General features: G+C 38.4%; 21 protein-coding genes. 13 read left to right on the top strand and 8 right to left on the bottom strand.

What is annotated here, in order from left to right; all coding sequences use genetic code 11:
- Window positions 1-193: 193 nt before the first annotated feature.
- The gene (locus tag C1726_RS03740; RefSeq protein ID WP_102272351.1) at window positions 194-409 is read right to left on the bottom strand and encodes an alpha/beta-type small acid-soluble spore protein; all 216 of its coding nucleotides are present in this window, start codon (window positions 407-409) and stop codon (window positions 194-196) included.
- A gap of 250 nt (window positions 410-659) precedes the next feature.
- Here C1726_RS03740 and C1726_RS03735 point away from each other — a divergent pair, with 250 nt between their 5' ends.
- Entirely contained in the window at window positions 660-938 is a 279-nt protein-coding gene (locus tag C1726_RS03735) for a hypothetical protein (protein ID WP_407642007.1), read from the top strand.
- Between the two features lie 73 nt (window positions 939-1,011).
- On the opposite strand, the gene C1726_RS03730 is transcribed toward C1726_RS03735, so the two are convergent.
- Complete coding sequence (locus C1726_RS03730) at window positions 1,012-1,224, bottom strand: YheE family protein (RefSeq protein ID WP_102271937.1); 213 nt, start codon at window positions 1,222-1,224, stop codon at window positions 1,012-1,014.
- 127 nt (window positions 1,225-1,351) lie between these two features.
- On the opposite strand from C1726_RS03730, the gene C1726_RS26730 reads away from it, so the two are divergent.
- A complete protein-coding gene (locus tag C1726_RS26730; RefSeq protein WP_268876995.1) occupies window positions 1,352-1,483 on the top strand; it encodes a hypothetical protein in 132 nt (43 codons plus the stop codon).
- 20 nt (window positions 1,484-1,503) lie between these two features.
- Here C1726_RS26730 and C1726_RS03725 read toward each other — a convergent pair whose 3' ends face one another.
- Genes C1726_RS03725 through C1726_RS03710 form a run of 4 tightly spaced genes read right to left on the bottom strand, consistent with a single transcriptional unit; the run spans window position 1,504 to window position 6,432 of the window.
- A complete protein-coding gene (locus tag C1726_RS03725; RefSeq protein WP_102271936.1) occupies window positions 1,504-2,577 on the bottom strand; it encodes a YheC/YheD family endospore coat-associated protein in 1,074 nt (357 codons plus the stop codon).
- The gene (locus C1726_RS03720) at window positions 2,577-3,938 is read right to left on the bottom strand and encodes a YheC/YheD family endospore coat-associated protein (protein WP_102271935.1); all 1,362 of its coding nucleotides are present in this window, start codon (window positions 3,936-3,938) and stop codon (window positions 2,577-2,579) included. Before C1726_RS03720 ends, C1726_RS03725 begins: the two co-directional genes overlap by 1 nt.
- Window positions 3,939-3,961: 23 nt before the next feature.
- Window positions 3,962-5,059: a YheC/YheD family endospore coat-associated protein gene (locus tag C1726_RS03715; RefSeq protein ID WP_102271934.1), complete on the bottom strand. Its 1,098-nt coding sequence runs from the start codon at window positions 5,057-5,059 to the stop codon at window positions 3,962-3,964.
- Window positions 5,059-6,432: a YheC/YheD family endospore coat-associated protein gene (locus tag C1726_RS03710; RefSeq protein WP_235822690.1), complete on the bottom strand. Its 1,374-nt coding sequence runs from the start codon at window positions 6,430-6,432 to the stop codon at window positions 5,059-5,061. Before C1726_RS03710 ends, C1726_RS03715 begins: the two co-directional genes overlap by 1 nt.
- Window positions 6,433-6,557: 125 nt before the next feature.
- Between C1726_RS03710 and C1726_RS03705 the strand changes: the two genes are divergently transcribed.
- The gene (locus tag C1726_RS03705) at window positions 6,558-7,697 is read left to right on the top strand and encodes a DUF445 domain-containing protein (protein ID WP_102271933.1); all 1,140 of its coding nucleotides are present in this window, start codon (window positions 6,558-6,560) and stop codon (window positions 7,695-7,697) included.
- A 75-nt stretch (window positions 7,698-7,772) separates the two neighbouring features.
- Window positions 7,773-8,123, top strand: coding sequence for a YlbF family regulator (locus C1726_RS03700; protein ID WP_102271932.1), 351 nt, complete (start codon window positions 7,773-7,775; stop codon window positions 8,121-8,123).
- Between the two features lie 65 nt (window positions 8,124-8,188).
- Here the strand turns inward: C1726_RS03700 and C1726_RS03695 are convergent, their stop codons facing one another.
- Window positions 8,189-8,389 carry an alpha/beta-type small acid-soluble spore protein gene (locus C1726_RS03695; protein WP_053475138.1) on the bottom strand — a complete coding sequence of 67 codons (201 nt, stop codon included), beginning with the start codon at window positions 8,387-8,389 and terminating at the stop codon, window positions 8,189-8,191.
- 241 nt (window positions 8,390-8,630) lie between these two features.
- Between C1726_RS03695 and C1726_RS03690 the strand changes: the two genes are divergently transcribed.
- The 4 genes from C1726_RS03690 to C1726_RS03675 all read left to right on the top strand — a co-directional run bounded on the left by C1726_RS03690 (window position 8,631) and on the right by C1726_RS03675 (window position 14,107).
- Entirely contained in the window at window positions 8,631-9,497 is an 867-nt protein-coding gene (locus tag C1726_RS03690; protein WP_102271931.1) for a Cof-type HAD-IIB family hydrolase, read from the top strand.
- A gap of 325 nt (window positions 9,498-9,822) precedes the next feature.
- The gene (locus C1726_RS03685) at window positions 9,823-11,334 is read left to right on the top strand and encodes a coproporphyrinogen III oxidase (RefSeq protein WP_102271930.1); all 1,512 of its coding nucleotides are present in this window, start codon (window positions 9,823-9,825) and stop codon (window positions 11,332-11,334) included.
- Between the two features lie 229 nt (window positions 11,335-11,563).
- Window positions 11,564-13,183, top strand: coding sequence for a long-chain fatty acid--CoA ligase (locus C1726_RS03680; RefSeq protein ID WP_180968120.1), 1,620 nt, complete (start codon window positions 11,564-11,566; stop codon window positions 13,181-13,183).
- Window positions 13,184-13,318: 135 nt separating this feature from the next.
- On the top strand, window positions 13,319-14,107 hold the full coding sequence (locus C1726_RS03675; RefSeq protein WP_102271928.1) for an enoyl-CoA hydratase: 789 nt from the start codon (window positions 13,319-13,321) through the stop codon (window positions 14,105-14,107).
- A gap of 52 nt (window positions 14,108-14,159) precedes the next feature.
- Here the strand turns inward: C1726_RS03675 and C1726_RS03670 are convergent, their stop codons facing one another.
- Complete coding sequence (locus C1726_RS03670) at window positions 14,160-14,345, bottom strand: YhzD family protein (RefSeq protein WP_102271927.1); 186 nt, start codon at window positions 14,343-14,345, stop codon at window positions 14,160-14,162.
- 160 nt (window positions 14,346-14,505) lie between these two features.
- Here C1726_RS03670 and C1726_RS03665 point away from each other — a divergent pair, with 160 nt between their 5' ends.
- The 5 genes from C1726_RS03665 to yhaM all read left to right on the top strand — a co-directional run bounded on the left by C1726_RS03665 (window position 14,506) and on the right by yhaM (window position 22,133).
- On the top strand, window positions 14,506-15,405 hold the full coding sequence (locus tag C1726_RS03665) for an ABC transporter ATP-binding protein (protein ID WP_102271926.1): 900 nt from the start codon (window positions 14,506-14,508) through the stop codon (window positions 15,403-15,405).
- Window positions 15,398-16,651, top strand: coding sequence for an ABC transporter permease (locus tag C1726_RS03660; RefSeq protein ID WP_102271925.1), 1,254 nt, complete (start codon window positions 15,398-15,400; stop codon window positions 16,649-16,651). Before C1726_RS03665 ends, C1726_RS03660 begins: the two co-directional genes overlap by 8 nt.
- A 122-nt stretch (window positions 16,652-16,773) precedes the next feature.
- Window positions 16,774-17,994 (top strand): metallophosphoesterase family protein, encoded by a 1,221-nt coding sequence (locus C1726_RS03655; protein WP_102272350.1) that lies wholly within the window; start codon window positions 16,774-16,776, stop codon window positions 17,992-17,994.
- 20 nt (window positions 17,995-18,014) lie between these two features.
- A complete protein-coding gene (locus C1726_RS03650; protein WP_102271924.1) occupies window positions 18,015-21,020 on the top strand; it encodes an ATP-binding protein in 3,006 nt (1,001 codons plus the stop codon).
- A 168-nt stretch (window positions 21,021-21,188) separates the two neighbouring features.
- Window positions 21,189-22,133 (top strand): 3'-5' exoribonuclease YhaM, encoded by a 945-nt coding sequence (gene yhaM, locus C1726_RS03645; RefSeq protein WP_102271923.1) that lies wholly within the window; start codon window positions 21,189-21,191, stop codon window positions 22,131-22,133.
- Window positions 22,134-22,231: the final 98 nt, after the last annotated feature.

Genomic DNA, 22,231 nt, shown 5'->3' with positions numbered 1-22,231 from the left:
TGCGAGGGTTATTCATAGGAGCCTTCCTTAATGCCACCCCCGACAAGCACAAGATGAGCCTCACGGAAAGGTGTACTTTCCCCTACTGGGAGGCTTGGCTTGTGACCTCGAGGAGGTAGGCAATGAAGCTATACAAAATAAATGGCCCCCTGATGAAGGGGGCCAAGCCATATGCTATTTAATTGTTCACTAATTATGATTGAAATCTGCCTGCCATTTGTTGTTGAGCGGATTGAACAAGTCGCTTTGTAATCTCTCCACCAACAGAACCATTTGCACGAGATGTCGTATCCGCGCCAAGGTTTACACCAAATTCATTGGCGATTTCGTACTTCATTTGATCGAGTGCTTGCGCTACTCCTGGTACTAATAATTGGTTTGAGGAATTGCTGTTTGATTGGTTTGCCATTTGCATCTTCATCTCCTCATAAATTTTTTTGGTAATGGCTGGGTTATCCGGAATTGCACCGGTACAAGCTTTCTTGTTACCACTTAAAGGTCTAACCCATTGATGTTAGAAGTTGAAGCGGTTGTTGCTGTGTGTACTCTCTATTATGTTTGTTTTTCGCTTTTATATTCCTGCATTCATAATGGGAATTGTTTCCTAATGATAATTACATAACAAACGGGATAGATACGAACCTTAAGAGTAGTGTCAAGTGAGCTTTTCATTACATATATATGGAGCTGATCGTATGGCTATTTGTCCAATTTGCAATGGATTTGAGGAATTGAAGGCGAATTGCTCATTGTGTGGAAATGAATTAATCGATAGCGGGAGAATCATGGATTATTACGATGATTACAGTGCTTATATGCCCATTGATCAAATGAAAATGGAAGACGGCTACCCAAATGATTATGAAGATAAGGAGTGCCCTCATTTGTTAAAATGCAGTGTTTGCGGGAATGAAGCAGTAAGCTTGATTAAAGAATAAGAAAAAGAAACCCGTTGCATTCCTAAAAAGAGCAACGGGTTTACTTCATTTCACCTATCAATTATCCTAAAAATTAATGGTTATACACATGAAAAAGCATGAGCTCATGTATTTGTTCAATCAGCCTAATTTCATCCTCTTCTCTTGGGGGCTGTGAAGTCCATTCGATCTGCCCGTTTTGATGATAAATTCCATGAAACTTTTGTTTATGAAAATAAAAGGAGATGTTCCATCCAGGTATTTCTGTATTGGCATATAACTTTTTATATTGAAAGTGTGTGAGCATGTCCCTTCCTCCTTATTCTTATTTTACCTGTTCTTCTTCATAAACCCAATAACAAATCACGTGTTTTTTCCTTCAAAAAGGGTAAAAGATATATGTACGGGAATTTAATATGGGAGGGATATAAAGTATGAAACGCAGCAATATGGCAATGACTGCTTTAGCATTAGGAGCAGCCTATTTAATGAGGAATGACAAAGCAAGAGAGAAATTAAAAAATCAATTCCAAGCACTAGGTGGTCCTTCGAAAAGAAGAAGATAATTGAATCTGCCCGGTAACAATTAAGGATTGTTACTGGGCAAATTCTCTCTATTTGCTAGATGAATGAACAGATGGACAAGGCTGCTGATTCTCTTTTTTTCTATACTTATTTCGTCGAACCGCATCGGTTTGGAGTTTATTTCGTATATGACATATTTTCCATCCTCAGAAAGCCCAGCATCGATGGAAAACTCGCCAAAAAAGCCTAATTCCTTTGATAAGATTTTCCCTGCACGTTCGGCAACTAAGGCAAAGAACTGATCATGATCTTCCATTTGAATGTCTTCATAAGGAATAATGCAGCCGCCATTTAGGACATGTGTTGTAATTTCCTGATCACCGGATTGACGGATGCCTGCTCCGGTCACTTGATACCCTTCTTCAGTAAAATGGGCAAGAATTCGAAAGTCATATCGTTTTCCTCTAATAAGTGCTGGTTTTACCGATTCTTGAGCAATATAGTTTTTTTCCAAAAGGGGTTGCTCCCACTCCTTCCAAAAAGTCTGGATATCTTTAAATATGTGCTTATCCTTTAAACTGAACAGTACAACTGTTTGATTATTCTGTTGGCATAGCTTGTAAATGCCGACTCCTTTAGCTCCTTGAGCAGGCTTCAAATAAATGGTTTTATATCTCTCTAAAAAGCGTAAAAAAGCTGTTCTTTCAGTAATCTTGATTGTATCTGGCAAAAAGGGCTGAAGAATGGGATCATGTGAAAACCATTCAAATAGTGAATATTTATCAAGAAATCCTGGATTGAAAAAGGGGATGTTCCTTCTTTGAAAAAATAGAAAGGCTTTATGAAAGGATTCAGTTGATTCTAGGTTTCTTGTCGGCACACGATTAAATACAATATGCGGAATCGGGCAGGTAACTGGTGTCCATTTATCAAGTTCAGGTGAATAGATAACTCCAGCAATTGTTTTTTCTTTTATATCATCAGGAGTGAAAACGACTGAGATTCCTCCATTTTTTAGGATTTCCCTTTGCAGTTCTCTAAAAAAAGGACCATTTCCGATAACGGACTGATTCTTTCCTTTGCCGGCTAATATGCCGATTAGGGGACCATGATGATTCTGCAAGTCAATAGACATCACTTGAAAATCTCCTCTGGCTGTGAGATTGATCTTTCAGTCAAGTAGATGGCAAATGCAAGCGACAGCTTTCGTGTAAGATGATCATACTCCTTCAGCTGAGGATTTGAAAAGATGGACCTTCCTGGTTTAGAGTTCGCTTCAAACAGCCAAACAGCCCCATTTCGGTCGACTCCAAGGTCAAAGCCAATTTCTCCGATTATTCCTTCCATTGTTTCTTCTAACGCTTTGCTTAGTTTTACGGCGGCATCCGCTAATTTCTCTTTTACTTCTCTTTGCTCCTCTACACTAGGGAAGACTTCTTCAATGGTTTTAATAACTCCGCCGCTTTTAACATGAGTCGTTACACTCCCAGCACCAGCAATCTTAGCTGCAATCGCTGTCACCACCCAGTTTCCTTCTGCATCCTTATTTGTATGAACCCTAAAATCAACTGGGCGTTTATCCGTCCGCAGCAAATAAATTCCTTGTTGGATAAGCATGCGATTAAGTTTCTTTCCTTTAAAAATATGCCTCATTAATGATTCCAAGCTGCTGAACTTTATTAGCTTATTTCCTCCAGCGTAATCTCGGTAGCGGCAAAAATAGCTGCCCTCCACTTTATCGAATAGAATTTGGTGTATGCCAAGACCAAGGCTTCCATTTATTGGTTTGATAAAAACATGGCCATATTTTGATAGCATCTGTTCAATGTCTGAAAAGGAAGAGAAGGCAAAAGTCTCTGGTAAGAATGTATGAATATTTTCATGTTGCTGCAGCCGGTCATTTACATCCAATTTATTGAAGAATCCAGGGTTATACCACGGGATCATGTATTCTGTTTGCAGCCGTTCTTTTACGAGCCTTAATGCTTTGTGTCTTTCGCTTTTTCGATTGGGCAGTCTGTCATAAACAACATTTGGAATAGGAACTTCATATGTCTCCCATCCATCCGAATGATAGAATAAACCATTTATCGTACCTTTTTCCCAATTGATATGCTGTTCTCCAAATACAAATGGAAGTGCCCCGACAGATTTTTTAACAGAAAGAAGCTTTGCAAAGAATAGGCTTCTTTCACCAATCGGGCGCAAAAGAAACGGGGTAAATCCAGATGTGAAAACACCAACAAGAGGGCCGATGATTACTGTTTCATTCGTGATAAAAAGATGCATGGGAACTTTTATCGGAGGAATCAGAAGTTTTTCAGCAATATCTTTGCTTAATGTAATTGACTGCCGGTTATGCTGTTCAATCTCCGTTTCGATCATGTGGGTGCCGAACGCAATTTTTGTTAATTTAACATTTGATTTGATGTGACTAGGAATACAAACCTTTTGGGTACTATTATCTAGAATTTCGACTGGAAAATATTTTCTCATCTAAATGGCTCCTTTCTCGCTGATTAACGGGTTGTAAGACTCCTGCTGATTGATGTTTCACTATTTGCAGATTTTAGCGTTTTTCCGTATAGCAGGGGGGCATTAAACAATGTTTCAGTTAGTTCAGGTTTCAGTGTGAGGGCGACTGTTCTGCCGGGCTTTGAATTAATATCAAGTACCCAGATGGCCCCGTTGTCACTTATCCCTATGTCTACTCCTAATTCGAATAAAGGGGGAAATTTCTGTTCCAGTATGATTGGAATCTTTGTTAATACATCATCAAGCTCTTTCCTAATAAATTCCCTTTGTGGCATGGGAAGTTTTTGAATCCATGATTCAAAGCTTGTTATCGATCCGCCTGCACTTAAATTGGAAATAATTCCATCCTTCATTCCTGTTCGAATTCCTCTGCAAATTTCCCGCCAGTTTCCCTTCTCGTCCTTTTGGATAAGTGTCCGTATATCAAAAGGAAGGTTTCCTTCATACCTTAAATTTACATACGGCTGAACAAAATAGTCTTGCCTGCTAGTAAGACTAGTCAACCATGCTATAGCCGATTGGAAGTTTGCAAATGTCCGTGATAAATGAGTATCCTGTTTATCTGTTTGAACATGTAGCTCACTGGATGTTTTCTCAAGCAAGTATATTCCTCTTCCTTGGGATCCGTTTACTGGTTTAATCATGACAGATTGTTGCGGTGATAACGATTGAATTAGCTTTTCACCAGAAGATAGTGGCTTTGAGTGCAGTAAATACGGGGATAAGGAAGTATTGGCAAGGACTTCATATAATTTAAGTTTGTTAGGGAGGCCATGTCCTAGAAATAAAGTATCCTTTCTAGTTTTCAGCCATTTAACAATCGCCTTACAATGAGAGGAGTGGGAATCATTCATGTAAAAGCAGCGGTCATAGATAATCTCTGGTATTGGAAATTCACATGGTTCCCACTTATCCTTTGTCGGGTTGTATTGTTCACCTGTTACTTTTTGGGTGAAAGGGTGAATGGATGAAGGGACAAAACGAAAGCAGCGAATATTGTGGAATTGTGCCCGCTTCGCCAGTTCATAGAAATATCCTTTTTCATTATTTAAGCTCAATGTCATTAAACCGAATGAAAGCATTATTCATATCTCCCTTTATTAAAGGATAGGAATGTACAATATTCCAGCAAGGCTTTTGCCGAAGGGCGAATCTTATTTGATTCTTCCTCAAAATTTTTAGAAGGCTTAGAGTTTATCTCGATAATCCAAAGTTTCCCTTCCTCATCTACCCCAATATCTACACCTAGTTCGCCAATCACCCCATCAGATATTTGGCTGACTAATGAGGAGGCTTCGATGGCGAGCTCTTTCATTAACTTTAGCTGCTGAACGGCCGTTTCCCGATTGGATAGCAAGGAAAGAACATGAACTGGTTTCATTACATCTCCGCCTCTTGCAATATTTGAAACAAATTGCTGGTCAGCAGATAGTCTGGCAACTGCTGAGGTTACTTTCCAAGTGTTTTGAAAGTTTTTATGGCAAAGGATTCGAAAATCTAGCAGCTTCTTTTTATAGGCTATTAATGGAATCGCTTGCTGAATAAGATACGTTCTTTTTTCCAGATGAGGCAGCAGCCATTTATAAAACTGCATGTGATCATTAAACTGAAATGTACGATCTTTATTTGTTCCAGTCGACATTTTTACTTTCAGGACGTCATTTTCTATAAATACTTTGATAATATTCCTGCCTTGACTCCCATGAATCGGTTTAATGAAAATGGAAGAATATTTTTTCAGCATGTCTTGAAGAGAATGCTCGGTAAGCATCCAAGTATCAGGTAAATAAGGCTTCATGTACTCTTCGGAATATAATAAATGATGCACCATTTCTTTTGATAAAAAACGGTCATTGAAAATCGCAATATTTTTCCCCGTTATTTCAGTTTTAAATGTTTCAAACAAACGACTTGCTTCAAGTCTTCGTGAATGAATACGATTATAGATCACATTTGGAAGGGGAACGGACGCTTTTTGCCAATGCTTATTCTGATAATAATAGCCATTTATCGCAGTATCAGTCCAATCAGCTAGTTGAAATACAAAAAGAAATCCGCCGATTTCGGAAACAAGGTCATGCAATTCTTTACAAAAAGCATGTATACTGCGAAAGTGAGGCTCTTTTTCTGTTTCCGTGTATTCGGTAAGAATACCAATGACTGGTCCTAATGTGAGTGTATGATTCATATGTGAAAAGCTGGCAATCCATGGGGATTCTTGTACGGGAATCGATAGCTTCTGAAAAAGCCCCTCCTCGAAAATGATTTCATCTTTTGTAATAGCTGCACCTACAACCATTGCAAATGTTTGGTTTCCACCAACAGAAATGGTTATCGGTTTACTTGTGTCGATATCCCAATAATGAATGAGTGAGTGGCTTATTTTTAAACTTTCATCATTAGGATGAAACGTTTGAGCTGGAATAATCGTAATAGGTAGTAATGAAAAAGTCATGATCATTCCTCATTTATATGGGGTTTATGGTACATTATTATATAGGCAAAAGCTGATTAAGGCATCATATGAATAAAATGATAAATTGGTGCGAAAGCCCAGATGGAAGGTAGATGTAAAAATTTATGCAAATAGCACTGACAATTACGATGATGATCGCAATAGGGGCGATTATCGGAGGCTTTACCAACTATTTAGCGATTAAAATGCTCTTTAGGCCATATAAAACTTTATATATCGGCAAATGGAGAGTCCCTTTTACACCAGGCTTAATTCCGAAGAGACAAGATGAGCTTGCTGAACAGATGGGAAAAGTTGTTACTCGTCATTTATTAACACCTGAAGGAATAAAGAAAAAATTTCTAAACGAGACCTTCCAAAGAGAAATGACTGGTTTTGTTCAGCGAGAGATGGAAAACTTTATTTGTTCGGAAAAGACTCCTGCTGAGCTGCTCGAAACTTTAGGGTTAACAGATATACATGTGAAAGCAGAAGTTCGCATAAACGAAATGATTGATAAAAAATATGAAAGGATAATGGAAAAATATCGTCATCAATCATTAAGGATGATTATTCCTGAAAATATGATTGAAAAGGTGGATGCAAAACTTCCTGTCATTAGTGAATTTATTATTCAAAAAGGGGTCGACTATTTCTCAAGCTATGAAGGAAATCGGCGGATTCAAAAAATGGCAGATGATTTTCTAAAGGAACGAAGCGGTGTTCTTGGAAACATGATGCAAATGTTTATGGGGAATATGAACATCGCTGATAAAATTCAGCCGGAAATCATTAAGTTTCTGAAAAATGAAGGAACTGCAGAAATGATTACAGCTCTCCTTAAAAAGGAATGGAACAATGTCCTTGAATGGGAAGCTGAGAAGATTGAAAATCAGTTTAAAAAAGATGACATCCTCACAATGATTAAAAACAATGTAAGGAAATTGCTGAATTTGGAGCAAGTACTCCAAACGCCTCTGTCCACATTAACGGCATCCTTTCGAACAGAAATCGTTGAAACCGTTGCAAATAATGGTGTACAGTTTTTTATGGAATGGCTGTCAAACCGTATTGATAATTTAATGGAAAGACTTCGCCTCCAAGAAATTGTCCGCCAGCAGGTTGAAACGTTCTCTTTAGAGCAGCTAGAGGAAATGGTCATGACAATTATCAATAAGGAATTAAAAATGATTACATTTTTAGGCGCCTTACTTGGCGGTATCATTGGACTTTTTCAAGGGATTCTTGCCATTCTTATGAACTAACGTGTAATTTCTCGCATTTCGTAACATAGTTTGTTATATTGAAGTCATTCTCGTTTAGAATAAGGAGTGTCATACATGCCAGTTAATTTATACGATTCAGCGTACGAGCTTGAGAAGTCTGTTAGACAAAGTGAAGAATACAGCCTTTTAAAGCAGGCTTATGATGAAGTAAACGCAGACAAATCTGCAAAGGATATGTTTGAAAACTTCCGAAACATCCAATTGCAGCTGCAGCAGAAACAAATGATGGGACAGGATATTTCGGAAGAAGAAGTTATGCAGGCACAAAAATCTGTCGCACTCGTACAGCAAAATGCTAAAATTTCTAAGCTGATGGAAGCAGAGCAGCGAATGAGCATGGTTATTGCCGAAATGAACAAAATAATAATGAAGCCTTTAGAAGAGCTTTACGGATCCGTACAATAAGACAGTTAGCAAAAAACAACCGCTCCACTTAGGAACGGTTGTTTTTTATTTTAGTATAGGTTTATTTAAAATCTTCCGCCAAGCTGCTGTTCAGCCATTTGAACAAGACGCTTTGTAATCTCTCCACCAACAGAACCATTTGCTCTTGAAGATGTTTCTGGACCAAGATTTACGCCAAATTCTGATGCGATTTCTACCTTCATTTGATCAATTGCTTGAGAAACGCCTGGTACTAAAAGCTGATTTGAACTGTTGTTACTTGCCATGTAAATCATCTCCTTTGGTGTTTTAGTAGCTACATTTCTATTTTTAAAATAATAATCACTATTTATGCATTGTTTATAGTGGTAAATTTTTCATAAGAAATTATCCCTTTCGTTTTGATAAGTGGGATACATGAAGTGATATTATTTAAATCGTGTTATTGTCCATGTCCTGTTCTATTCCTTTTTATTTTCTCATAAAAGTGTAGTAGAGATATTTACACCAGGAATAGGGGGCAATGAGATGATCTATCGGCTGTTAGCTGTTAATATTGACGGAACACTCCTTCAATCGAATGGAAGACTTCATAAATCTACAAAAGAAGCCATTGAATATGTGCAGCAGAAAGGAATTTATGTGACCTTAGTGACTGCAAGAAGCTACCCATCTGCTAAAAAGGTGGCAAAAGCATTAAAGCTAAATACACTTCTTGTTGCCCATAGCGGAGCTTATATTGCAGGACAAGAGGAGAAGCCGATATTTGTTAAACGGTTAGCCGAGGATGTTACTTATGAACTTGTTCGATTACTTGAGGGATTTCCAAGCCAAATTCGATTAGTGCATGAGAAATTTGCGTTGGCAAATAAATCGAAGCTAAATCATAATATGCTGGCAAAGACGGTCTTTTCTTCAGGTGATCCGATTTTTTATTCACAGCAATTTGTGGATTCGGTTAGCGAGACAATTCTCGAAGAACCGGTCACACCGCCTAAAATAGAAGTGTATTTTGAGGATAAATCAGATCTCATAGATGCTAAAACAGCCATAAAAGGCATGTTCGGGGAAGTTGACATGATTCAATTAAATGAGCTTCGAATGGATATTATGCCAGCAGGAGTTTCAAAGCTTAATGGATTATTGTATTTAGGCGAACGATTAGGAATTGGCCGCAATGAAATGGTGGTCATTGGTGATGGAGTTGATGACCTGGAAATGATCGAAGCTGCCGGGCTTGGTGTAGCAATGGGAAATGCACCTGCAGAAGTGAAAAAAGCTGCTGACTGGATCACTCGTCCGAATGACCAGCAGGGAGTCACCTACATGGTGAAGGAGCACTTCAGAAAACAGCAGCCGATTGAGTTTTTGAAGAAAATGAATATTTTGAAATAAATGCTCTGGCGAAGGGCTGATCGTAGAGATCGGCTCTTCTTTTGATTTGCCAGTTGATGTTGTCGAAAAATCGATAAGTTATAAATTTCGGAGATAAATCAGCTGTTTTCGTAGATATATTTTAAATTTCGTAGATATATTCTAAATTTCGCATATAAATCGTTAGAATCACAATTATATTTCTGAATTTACCTCCCAGCTATAAACAATTGACCTTGTATAGTCATTTCTGTACACTTAAAGAGGTTTATACACGACATTTAAGCTGCCATCCTCTTAACAAAGATGATGGTAGTTTCATTATATCTAATAAAAGGTGATTATTTTGCATATTTCAATTAAAGGATTAGAAGATGAACGCTTTCAGCGTCCGCTTCAGCTGATCGCGAATTTATTTTTTGAGGAAAGTGAGATATTTTTCGAGCCGCTTGATCAGAAAGATTTAAATATAGAATTTAAAGTGGAAATTAGCAAGACTATTCATGTGAATGGCATTCTTATAGACACAGAGGACAAAAGTATATCAGCTTCTTATGAAAAAGAGCTTACGCCAGCTTCAACAGAAAAAGAGCATTTCAAACAGGTGAAGCATGCTGTTGCCCATGTATATTTGACCGTGCTTCAGGATTGGACTGGCATTACGCAGAAATGGGGAATTCTAACAGGCATCCGGCCGACGAAGCTTCTTCACCGCCAGATGCAAAAGAAAACACCAAAGTCTATTGCCCATCAGCAGCTGAAGGATGAGTACTTAATAACGGATGAAAAAATTCAGCTGATGCAGCAAATCGTAGATCGGCAGCTATCTGTTGTTCCTGACCTTTATGAGCTGCAAAATGAAGTAAGTATTTATATCGGCATTCCGTTTTGTCCGACGAAGTGTGCCTATTGTACTTTTCCCGCTTATGCGATTAATGGGCGGCAGGGATCTGTTGATTCCTTCTTAGGTGGACTGCATTATGAAATGAGAAAGGTTGGGGAATGGCTCAAAGAGAACAACATTAGAATTACAACCGTCTATTATGGAGGAGGCACACCGACAAGCATTACAGCTGAAGAGATGGATATGCTATATGAGGAAATGTATGATTCCTTCCCTGATGTAGATAAGATTCGTGAAGTTACGGTAGAAGCCGGGAGACCGGATACGATAACTCCTGAAAAACTTGAAGTCCTGAAAAAGTGGAAAATTGATCGGATCAGTATTAATCCACAGTCATATACGCAGGAAACATTAAAGGCGATCGGAAGACACCACACGGTAGAGGAGACAATTGAAAAGTTTCATCTAGCACGGGAAATGGGCATGAATAATATTAATATGGATTTAATTATTGGCTTGCCTGGTGAAGGAGTTTCTGAATTAGCAAATAGCTTACATGAAACAGAAAAATTGATGCCTGAATCACTCACTGTTCATACACTTTCCTTCAAGCGTGCATCAGAAATGACGCGCAATAAGGAAAAGTATAAAGTTGCTGATCGGGTAGAGATTGAAAACATGATGAATATGGCTGAAGATTGGACGAAAGAACATGGGTATACACCATACTACCTGTACAGACAGAAAAATATTCTCGGCAACCTGGAAAATGTCGGGTATGCCCTCCCGAATCAGGATAGCATCTATAATATTATGATTATGGAGGAGCAGCAGACAATCATTGGTCTTGGCTGTGGAGCAGCAAGTAAATTCATTCATCCTCAAACAGGCAAGATCACTCATTTTGCCAATCCTAAGGATCCGAAAACATATAATGACAGCTTTGAAAAATATACAGAAGATAAACTGAACATCATAAGTGAACTATTTAATACCGAAGAATCCCTTGCCTAAATGTGGCAGGGATTTTTTTATGCACCATTAAAAAGAAGGTAACCGAAAATCGTAATAGATTGAGATAATCACCACTAAATAAAATCCCTAACGAAAGCATTGTTGATATTTCAGAATCTTCAATAAAAAATAAAGGGTTTTCCTTATAAAAAGAGAATATTGTAGGTACAAATATTCATAAACTTCTTTGGAGATGTAAGCGCTTTTAAAAAGGGAGGAATCAAATATGATGATGCAAACACCTTTGACAATGACGCAAATGTTAAACAGGGCAGAGAGGTTTTTTCCAAAAAAAGAGGTTGTTTCACGAACAGCCAGTGGTATCCAGCGATTTACATACAAGCAAATAGCTGACCGGACTAGAAAACTTGCTGAAGCTCTCCAAAAGCTTGGTGTGGAAAGAGGAGATAAAGTAGGTACACTTGCATGGAATCACCATCGCCACTTGGAAGCATATTTTGCAATTCCGTGCAGCGGGGCGGTTCTTCATACGATTAACATTCGTCTTTCCCCGCAGCATATCGTTTTCATCATTAATCATGCAGAAGATAAAGTACTCTTAATTGATTCGGATATTTTGCCATTAATCGAGGCGATCAAGGACAAGATTCCAGCAGTTAAGGCATTTGTCATTATGACAGATGAGCATGAACTTCCCGAAACGTCACTTTCAAATGTTTATCATTATGAAAAATTACTAGCTGAAGCAACAGGGGAATATGAATACCCGGATGATTTGGATGAAAATTCACCTGCAGGCATGTGCTATACATCAGCAACAACTGGCAATCCAAAAGGAGTCGTTTATTCCCATCGAGGCATTGTTCTCCACAGTATGGCATTAGGAATGGCTGATAGTGCAGCTGTGAGCGAAAAGGATATAGCTATGCCTGTTGTCCCAATGTTCCATGTGAATGCATGGGGATTGCCGTTCGCGGCAGTATGGTTTGGGACAAATCTCGTGATGCCTGGTCCTTATTTTACACCAAAGCTGCTAGCTGAGCTCATTCAAGCTGAAAAGGTTACGATTACAGCAGGTGTTCCAACCATTTGGCTAGGTCTTCTGAAAGAACTGGAAGAAAATACGTATGATATGAGCTCGCTCAGGTCTGTACTATGCGGTGGTTCAGCTGCTCCAAAAGGGATGATCAAAGCTTTTGAGCAAAAGCATAATATTCCTTTTATGCATGCGTATGGCATGACAGAAACGAGTCCGCTAGTCGTTATCTCAACACTCAAAAGCTATCAGGAAGATCTATCCTATGATGAGAAGGCTGAGATTAAAGCGAAGCAGGGAATTCTTGTGCCAGGTCTCGAAATGAAGGTTGTCGGCAAGGACGGAGAGGTCGCTTGGGACGGCAAAGAGATGGGCGAATTTGCCATTCGCGGTCCGTGGATTGCCTCAGAATATTACAAGGATGAGAGAACGTCCGATGCTTTCCGTGATGGCTGGCTATATACGGGGGATGTTGTAACCATAGATGTGGAAGGGTTTATGAAAATCGTTGATCGGACAAAGGATCTCATTAAAAGCGGCGGTGAATGGATTTCATCGGTTGATCTTGAAAATGCCCTGATGGCCCATGAAGCCGTATTCGAGGCGGCAGTTATTGCAGTTCCGAGCGAGCAATGGCAGGAGCGCCCAGTCGCCTGTGTCGTTTTAAAAGAAGCCTATAAAGGAAAAGTAGAAAAAGAAGAGCTTTATGAATTCTTAAAACCACAATTTGCAAAATGGTGGATTCCAGATGATATTCTTTTCCTTGAGGAGATACCAAAAACATCTGTAGGGAAGTTCCTCAAAATGGCATTAAGAGACCAGGTTCATAAAAATTACGCTGGAACGAACTAATATACTAAAAAAATTGACCGTACACAATATGCGACGGTCAATTTTTTGTTTAATATTTAGAATTTTTAAAATAAAACTTTTTAAAAATAATAATATTTTATATAATGGAGAAGAAAGATTAAAGGAGGGAATATTATGACAATTGAATTTAAAACGGATACAGTGCAATTGAATGTAAATGGCCGTGTAGCAATAGTTGAATTAAACAGACCTGAATCATTAAATTCTTTAAATGTAGAAATGCTAAAAGGATTAGCCGTGACATTAAAGGAGATTAGCCAATCCAGTGAGGTGGATATTGTTGTTCTAAGAGGGAAAGGGCGAGCATTCTCCTCCGGCGGAGATATTAAGACGATGCTCCTTGAGGCAAAGGAAGAGGACTTCCCAATTGTAATGGATTGTATTAGTGAAGTTGTTGTCACTCTTTATACAATGCCGAAGCTAACAATTAGTGCCATAACAGGTGCTGCTGCAGGTCTTGGTCTAAGCATTGCTCTAGCAACGGATTACATAATCGCTGATCAAGCTAGTAAGCTAGCAATGAACTTTATTGGAATTGGCTTAATTCCAGATGGCGGGGGTCATTACTTCTTAGAAAAGCGCCTTGGTGAGGATAAAGCAAAGCATCTCATCTGGGAGGGAAAGCCATTATCAGCTGAAGAGGCATATCAGCTCGGACTTATCCATGATGTTGCTGAAGGACTGGATGAAGCACTAGAAATCAAGCTGCAGCAATTACTGAACAGCCCCCTTCAAGCAATGATCCAAACAAAAACAATCCTTGCAGAAAAAAATACGCCGCAATTATTAAGAGTGCTTGAACTAGAGAAAGAAGGCCAGCATAACATGCGTAAGACGAAGGATCATCAGGAAGGAATTCAGGCATTCCTGGAGAAGCGGAGACCTGTTTTTATCGGGAAGTAGATCGCAAAAAAAAGCAAAGAGCGGCCAGTCACTCTTTGTTTTTTTGTGTCATTTATCTGTGAAATAAAATAAGTTTTCCTGCTGGTGATGTACAGCGATGGGTTTTTTCAGATAACCCCTTTTCGCTTAAAAGCTTCTCGCCCATTCCTTTTGCTTCTTCATCATTTCTTGCTTGAAAAGCTTCGTCTAACACTTTTTCCCCATTCGGTTCAAATGCTGTTAATTTATAGGTTTTCATTTCCATTCCCCCAGTTTTTAAAATTCAGATTGTTACTATTATTCTTGCATAATTTTCAACAGAGTGCAAAGAATTATTTTATTGAATGAGCCGCAGGAAAATGAACCTTTTTCCAATGTTATCCGTATAAGTAATTGGTGAAAGAAAGGAGAGTTTACAAATGGGATTACAGCTTGAACATGTAACGAAGCGTTTTGGGAATTTTACAGCTGTTGATAATCTGTCCATCTCGATTCCTGAGAAGGAGATGTTTGGTTTTCTTGGTGCGAATGGAGCGGGGAAAACAACTACTTTTCGAATGATCCTTGGACTGTTAGATGCGAGTGAAGGGAATATTACATGGGATGGAAAAACAATTGATTATTCAACGAGTCCTCTCATTGGCTATTTGCCTGAAGAGAGAGGTTTGTACCCCAAGCTGAAGGTAAAGGATCAAATTGTTTATCTGGCAAGACTTCGCGGAATGCATAAACAAGATGTTCTAAAGGAGCTCGATTATTGGCTAAGCCGCTTTAAAGTGCCTGAATACGCAGATAAAAAAGTAGAAGAGCTTTCTAAAGGGAACCAGCAAAAAATTCAATTTATTACAGCGGTGATACATAAACCGAAATTATTAATTCTCGATGAACCATTCAGCGGTCTTGATCCAGTAAATGTTGAGCAGCTGAAGGATGCCGTCCTAGAATTAAAAAATAATGGGACAACGATTGTCTTTTCATCTCACAGAATGGAGCATGTTGAAGAAATGTGTGAGCATCTTTGCATCATGCATAAAGGAAAGCCTGTCGTTCAAGGGGCATTAAAGGAAATAAAACGAGCTTTTGGCAGAAAAAATTTAGTCATTCATGCGGAGTTTAACCTGGAATTTTTGAAGAGCTATCCGGGGGTTACAAGATCTCGGCAGACGACAGAAGGGATTCATCTGCAAATTGAAGGAGAAGAAATTGCTGAAGGGATTTTAAAGGAAATCGTTGGGAAAGGTTTTATCCGAAAATTTGTTCTCGAAGAACCTTCATTAAATGATATTTTTATTGAAAAGGTAGGTGCTTCTTATGAATAATTTTTGGATTATCCTATGGCATACGTATTTTAGTAAAATCAAAACGAAATCATTTATTATTACTACACTCATAACCTTAGTGCTAATTATCGGTTTAACCAATATGTCAAAAATTATTGATACTTTCAGTGATGATGAGCAGGGTGAAAAAGTAGCTGTAATTGACCAGTCAGGTGAGCTTTTTGCCCCTTTTAAGGAACAGATAAAGACAATTAATAAAGACGTTCACCTGCAGCTTTTTGAAGGTTCCGAGAAAGACGGAGAAAAAGCTGTTAAGAGTGATGAATTTAAAGGTTTGCTCATCCTATCTCTAAACGATGAGAAATTGCCAGAAGCCTCTTATAGAGCGAGAAGCATTGCGGATTCAACCCTTCCAGTTACATTACAGCAAGGGCTGCAGCAAATAAAAACTCAAGCAGCCGCAACACAGATTAATTTATCCCAAGAGCAATTAGGAAAACTATATGAGCCGGTTGCATTTAGTAAAACAGCTCTTGAGGAGAATGCAAAAACAGAGGAAGAATTAAATCAAGCACGAGGACTTGTATACGTTCTGCTATTTGTTATTTATTTTGCTGTTATTATGTATGCAAATATGATCGCAATGGAAGTTGCAACAGAGAAATCCTCACGTGTAATGGAAATTCTAATTTCAAGTGTTTCTCCAATTAAGCAAATGTTTGCCAAAATATTGGGGATTGCCTTGCTAAGTTTAACACAAATGGCTGCATTCCTTCTGATTGGCTATTATTTTGTGAAGCAAAACCTAGAAACAATGCAAGGCGGATTTTTTGAATTCTTCGGTTTTGGGGATATTCCAGTACAAACGATCATTTATGCGGTTGTCTTCTTTATCCTTGGCTATTTATTATATGCAACTTTAGCAGCCTTCTTAGGTTCGCTCGTAAGCCGGATTGAGGATGTCCAGCAGATGATTACCCCAATGACGATTATGATTGTTGCAGGATTTATGATTGCAATGGTTGGTCTAAATCAGCCAGAAACAAGCTTTATTACAATTACCTCATACATTCCGTTTTTCACTCCGATGCTGATGTTTATGCGTGTAGGAATGCTGACATTACCTGCATGGGAGCCGCTGCTTGGTATTGCGATCCTTATTGTTACGATCATTGTGCTTGCCATCTTTGGTGCAAGAGTGTATAAGGGCGGCGTATTAATGTATGGAAAATCAAATTCATTTAAAGATATTAAAAAAGCATTGCAGCTTACAAAGAATAAGTAGAAGGAAGCTCCGGTTTACGGAGCTTTTTTTATTTTATCTTTTTAGGACAAATCATCTTTAAGAACGTGCATTCGCTTTTTAGATGCGTTAAAATGAAGGAAAAGAGTCGAGAGGAAAATGAAATGAAAAAAGTTACATTTATTCATGCTGCAGATTTGCATTTGGACAGCCCAATGGTTGGTTTAAAGCATTTGCCGCAAAATATTTTTCAAAAGCTTCAGGAAAGCACATTTGAGTCATTTTCAAAAATTATTGATATGGCAATTTTGAAAAAAGTAGATTTTGTCATTATTGCTGGAGATTTATATGATGCATCTGATCGGAGCATTCGTGCTCAAGTACGCTTTCGCAAAGAAATGGAAAGGCTGGCTGAAAAGAATATAGCGGTCTATGCTGTGCATGGAAATCATGATCATATGATGGGGAATTGGGCACATCTGCCAATGCCTGAAAATGTCCATATCTTTAATCATGAACCAGAAATGCTGAAATTTACGAATGAAGGAATGACTGTTCACTTATATGGCTTTAGTTACCCAAAAAGGCATGTCCATACTAGAATGATTGATGATTATAAGAAAGTGCACGGAGCTGATATGCATATCGGTATTTTGCATGGTCACTTTGAAGGGAGCAGTGAACATGGAAAATATGCTCCCTTCCGATTATCCGACTTAATTGAAAAGGAATTTGATTATTGGGCTTTAGGACATATTCATAAACGTGCTGAATTAAGCAATGATCCGCCAATTATTTATCCTGGTAATATTCAGGGGAGAAGCAGGAAGGAAAAGGGAAGAAAAGGCTGTTACTATGTCGAATGGGCTGATCATGGAACTGTCTATGAATTCATAGAAACGGAATCGGTCATTTGGGAGGAAGTAGTGGTCGATGCTTCTTCAGCGATTTCCTTTCATGATGTATTAATGGAATGCAAGAGGGCGATTGAGGAAATAAGAATGGACGAAAAAGGGATGTTACTTCACTTAATTTTAGATAACGTATCCCTTTCATCAATCGAGCTAAGGGGAATAGCAAATGGGGAACTATTAGACATTCTCCGGGAAGAGGAAAAGGACGAGCACGCTTTTGTGTGGATATCAGACTTAACGTACCTTGAAAAAACTGCATGGGATCGAACAGAGTTGGGGCAGGAATCTGAGTTTTTCAATGAATTATTTATGCTGTCAGAGCAGCTAGATCCATTGGAAGAGAGTCTTTCCCTTTTATACTCACATCCCTTAGCAAGAAAATTTATTGACGGACTATCAAAAGAAGAAAGAAAAAAGATTGCCGCAGATGCTGAGGATATTTTAGTAGGGCTCCTCTATAAAAATGAATGACTAGGATTGGAGGTGGTACAGTGAAAATTATAGAAATACATATATATGGATATGGAAAGCTATCAGATTTACGTTTTTCTAATCTGGATGATTTTCAGGTTTTTTACGGTGAAAATGAGGCAGGTAAGTCTACTATTATGGCTTTTATACACAGCATCTTATTTGGATTCCCTACTAAGCAGCAATCTGAGCTCAGCTACGAACCGAAGCATGCTTCCAAATATGGAGGAAGTTTAACAGTTGTTTTCCCAGACAAAGGGAGGGCTATCATTGAGCGGGTCAAAGGAAAAGCCTCTGGCAATGTTAGTGTCCTCCTTGAGGATGGGACAAGAGGAGGAGAAGAACTGTTAAAAGTACTTCTTCAAAATATAAATAAAAACTTGTTCCAGTCTATCTTTTCATTTAACTTGCATGGGCTGCAAAATGTACATCAAATGAATGGGGATGAATTAGGAAGATTCTTATTCTCTGCTGGCGCGTTAGGTACGGATAGGCTGCTCTTAGCGGAGAATGCACTCCAAAAAGAGCTAGAAGCCCGCTTTAAGCCAAATGGAAGTAAACCGTATCTTAATGAGAAGCTTAAAGAAATTAAACAAGTCTACCATGATTTAAAAAAGGCGGAACAAAAAAATGATGAATACTGGTCCATGCTTCAGGAAAGGGAGCTGCTCGAAAGGAAGCTTGAAGAACTTCAGTTAGAACGATCGAAAGAGCTTAATAAACTGTCGCGTATGGAAGAATGGGGAAAAGTACAATCCTCTTTTCTTAAGCATAAAGTATTAAAAGAAGAGGCAAGCATTCTTGAAGGCATTCAGTTCCCTGTTGATGGACTTGCAAGATTGGATCGCTTAGAAGACGCGATTCAGCCACTGAATGCACAAAGAAGTAGTTTGTTGTTTAGGATAGAGGAGTTAGGGGGTAAGCTGGCACAGCTGCAGCCGCAAATGGAACTTTTGGATAAAGAGGATGAAATACACGCAGCTATTGAGAGTCTTCCATTACTAGAAAAACTAAAACTCGAGGAAAATGAGCTCACTATGAAGTTGCAGACTCTTGATGAGGAAATAACTCTTTTAGGTGAGAAGCTCCATTTGCCGTTTGAAGAAGAGAGGCTCTTGACCACTGATACGAGTGTATTTATGAAAGAAAGAGTGTCTGCTGTAGAGAGGAAACAGAGAAGACTGCAAGAGAAAAAGCAGATTTTAGATGAACGCTTTGAAGAAGAACGGCAGACACTTTTGGATATTGAAACTAGAATAGAGTCCTTAAATGTGGAACTCCTCTCATTTGATGAAAGGGAAGAGCTTAGAGAAACCATTGAATTTATTCAGGAAAGAAAGCACTTTGAGCGTGAATTAGCAGATATTCAAGAGAGATTTTCTTCTCTTATGAGAGTGAAGGAAAGAAAAAGAGCAGAAAGGTTCACGAAAAAAGGTCAGGAGCGCTTCCAGCTAATTTTGTTTTTTAGCCTTTTTACTATTCTTCTAGGATTTGGTTTATGGAGTTCCAATTGGCTGATAGCTATCATTGGAATGATAGGCATTGCCTTTTCTATCATTACATTTTCTAAAAAATCCCCAAATAAGAATGATGATTATTATATTGAAGAGGAAATCACAGATTTAAAAAAGAAAAAGGACGCTATTCTCAAAAAAATAAATCAGTCGGACATTGGAAATGCCGCTGAAATAGAATCATTGCTGGAAAAGGATGAAGATGTGCAGGCGAATCTTCGCCATAGCGAGTTACTGCTGAAACAAAGTAATGACCAATATGAAAAAATTATTCTCGCCTATGAGGAGTGGGGTGCTGAGGCAGCACAAGTTGAAAGTGAATTAATCGAGATGGGGAATCAGCTCAATTTACCGCAAAACGTGGTTTCTACATATCTAATGGATGCATTTCTGCTTATTGAGAAGCTAAAGTCAATATCTAGAGAGAGAAAGCATCTAAAAGAAAGACAGCATGCAGCTGCAGCCAAGATAAATGAAAAAATCGCAGTAATTAACGAGCTTCAATCTTTATTTCTTGTAAATAAGGGAACAACCATACAGGAAAGCATATTTATGATAAGAAAAAGATTGAAGGAAGAAATAGAAAAACAAATAAAGCACCAGGAATTGCAAATCAAGATAGGTGAACTTGAAGAGGAATATCAGCAATTAGTGAATAAATGTCAGCAATATCAAAAAGAAATTGATCAGCTTCTCACCTTAGCACAGACGATTTCTCTTGAAGAATATCGGGAGAAAGGAATGTTATCAAAAAAGAAAGCTTATCTTGACGACCAGTTAAGGACTATCGAAATGAATCTTAAAATGTCTTCTCTCACTGCTGCTGAAATGGAGAGATTTTCATTAATGAAGGATCTGTCTAATGTGGCCATCGAATCGAAAAAACGGCTAACTGAAATTGATGAAGAGATTCCAAAAGTTCAGAGAAAGCTAGCTGAAGATAACTATGAAATAGGGTTAATTGAAGAAGGGGGAACATACACGGAGCTTCTCCACAAATATAAATTAATGAAAGATGAATTGGAAAGCGATGCAAAGGAATGGGCGAAATTTGCAGCAGCGAAGGATCTGCTTTTAAGAACGGTCGAAAGATTTAAGCAAGAAAAACTCCCAAAAATAATTAGCAAGGCTGAGGAATTCCTTTCATTTTTGACTGATGGGCAATATGTGCGAATATATCCGAAGATGGAAACCAGCGGCTTTCTCATTAAAAGCAGCAGCGGGACATTATTTGAAGCAAGGGAATTAAGTCAGGCAACATCCGAACAAATATATGTATCCCTAAGACTGGCATTGGCTGAAACCGTTTATGAAAAATACTCACTCCCGATTATTATAGATGACAGCTTTGTTAATTTTGACCATAAGCGAACAGAGAAAATGGTAAATCTATTGAAAGGTTTATCGGGAACACAAATATTGTTCTTTACTTGTCACCAGTATCTTTTAAGCCATTTTTTGGAACAGCAGATCATTGATGTAACCAATAAGGAAGCCCATCTATCCAGATGATATGACTAGTGTTTTTTCTGTAAAGTCTTGACGGAATCTATGTTTATTTAGTTAGAGCAATCGCTTATATGGTATACTATTTGAATAAAACTAGCGTGTTCAGTAAGTTTAAGAGTTTCATATCACTTGCTTTTCTGGACATAATGAGGAAGGGGCGGCGAAGAGCGTATGTCAAAGGGAATCATTTATTATGATGTTGGCGAACAAATTGAACTGTTTTTACTTATAAAAAATGCAACGAAAGGAATTGCCAGTAATGGGAAGCCTTTCTTAACTTTAATATTCCAGGATAAAAGCGGAGAAATTGAGGCGAAGCTTTGGGATGTGTCTGACGGGGATGAAAAAAGCTTTAGTCCAGAAACGATTGTTAGAGTGACAGGAGAAATTTTAAATTACCGCGGACGCAATCAGCTAAGAATCCGGCAAATACGGCCAGCATCTCCAACTGATCCAGTAAAATTAGCAGATTTCCTTGAAACAGCTCCTTTAGGTACGGATGAAATGATGGGAAAAATAACGCAATACATTTTTGAAATGAAAAATCCAAATATCCAAAGAATTACACGTCACTTAATTAAAAAGAACCAGAAAGCCTTTCTTGAGTATCCCGCAGCAACAAAAAATCATCATGAATTTGTATCAGGTCTTGCTTATCATGTCGTTTCTATGCTTGATTTAGCTAAAGCAATCGCAGGACTCTATCCGAGCCTTGATAAGGACCTTTTATATGCAGGAGTCATTCTTCATGATCTAGGCAAAGTGATTGAACTATCAGGACCAATATCGACTGTTTATACGATTGAGGGAAATTTATTAGGGCATATCACCATTATGGTCAATGAAATTGGAAAAGCAGCTGATGAACTTTCAATAAATGGGGAAGAGGTGCTCATTCTTCAGCATTTAGTTTTAAGCCACCATGGAAAAGCAGAATGGGGCAGTCCGAAGCCCCCGCTGATTAAGGAAGCTGAGATTCTTCACTATATTGATAATCTTGACGCGAAGATGAATATGCTTGACCGTGCATTAGATAGAGTGAAGCCAGGGGAGTTTACGGAAAGAGTATTCGCATTAGATAATCGCTCCTTTTATAAGCCTTCCTTTCATAAATAGATATTTACAGCCGTTCCTTCAGAAGGAGCGGCTGTTTATTTTTGTGAATAGCAAGTAAAAGGAGAATCATAATTTCCGATTAATGGCATAAATTTTAA

This window comes from Cytobacillus massiliigabonensis (genome assembly GCF_900199725.1).
Lineage (GTDB): Bacteria > Bacillota > Bacilli > Bacillales > Cytobacillaceae > Cytobacillus > Cytobacillus massiliigabonensis.
This window is presented reverse-complemented; position numbering and strand designations above follow the sequence as displayed.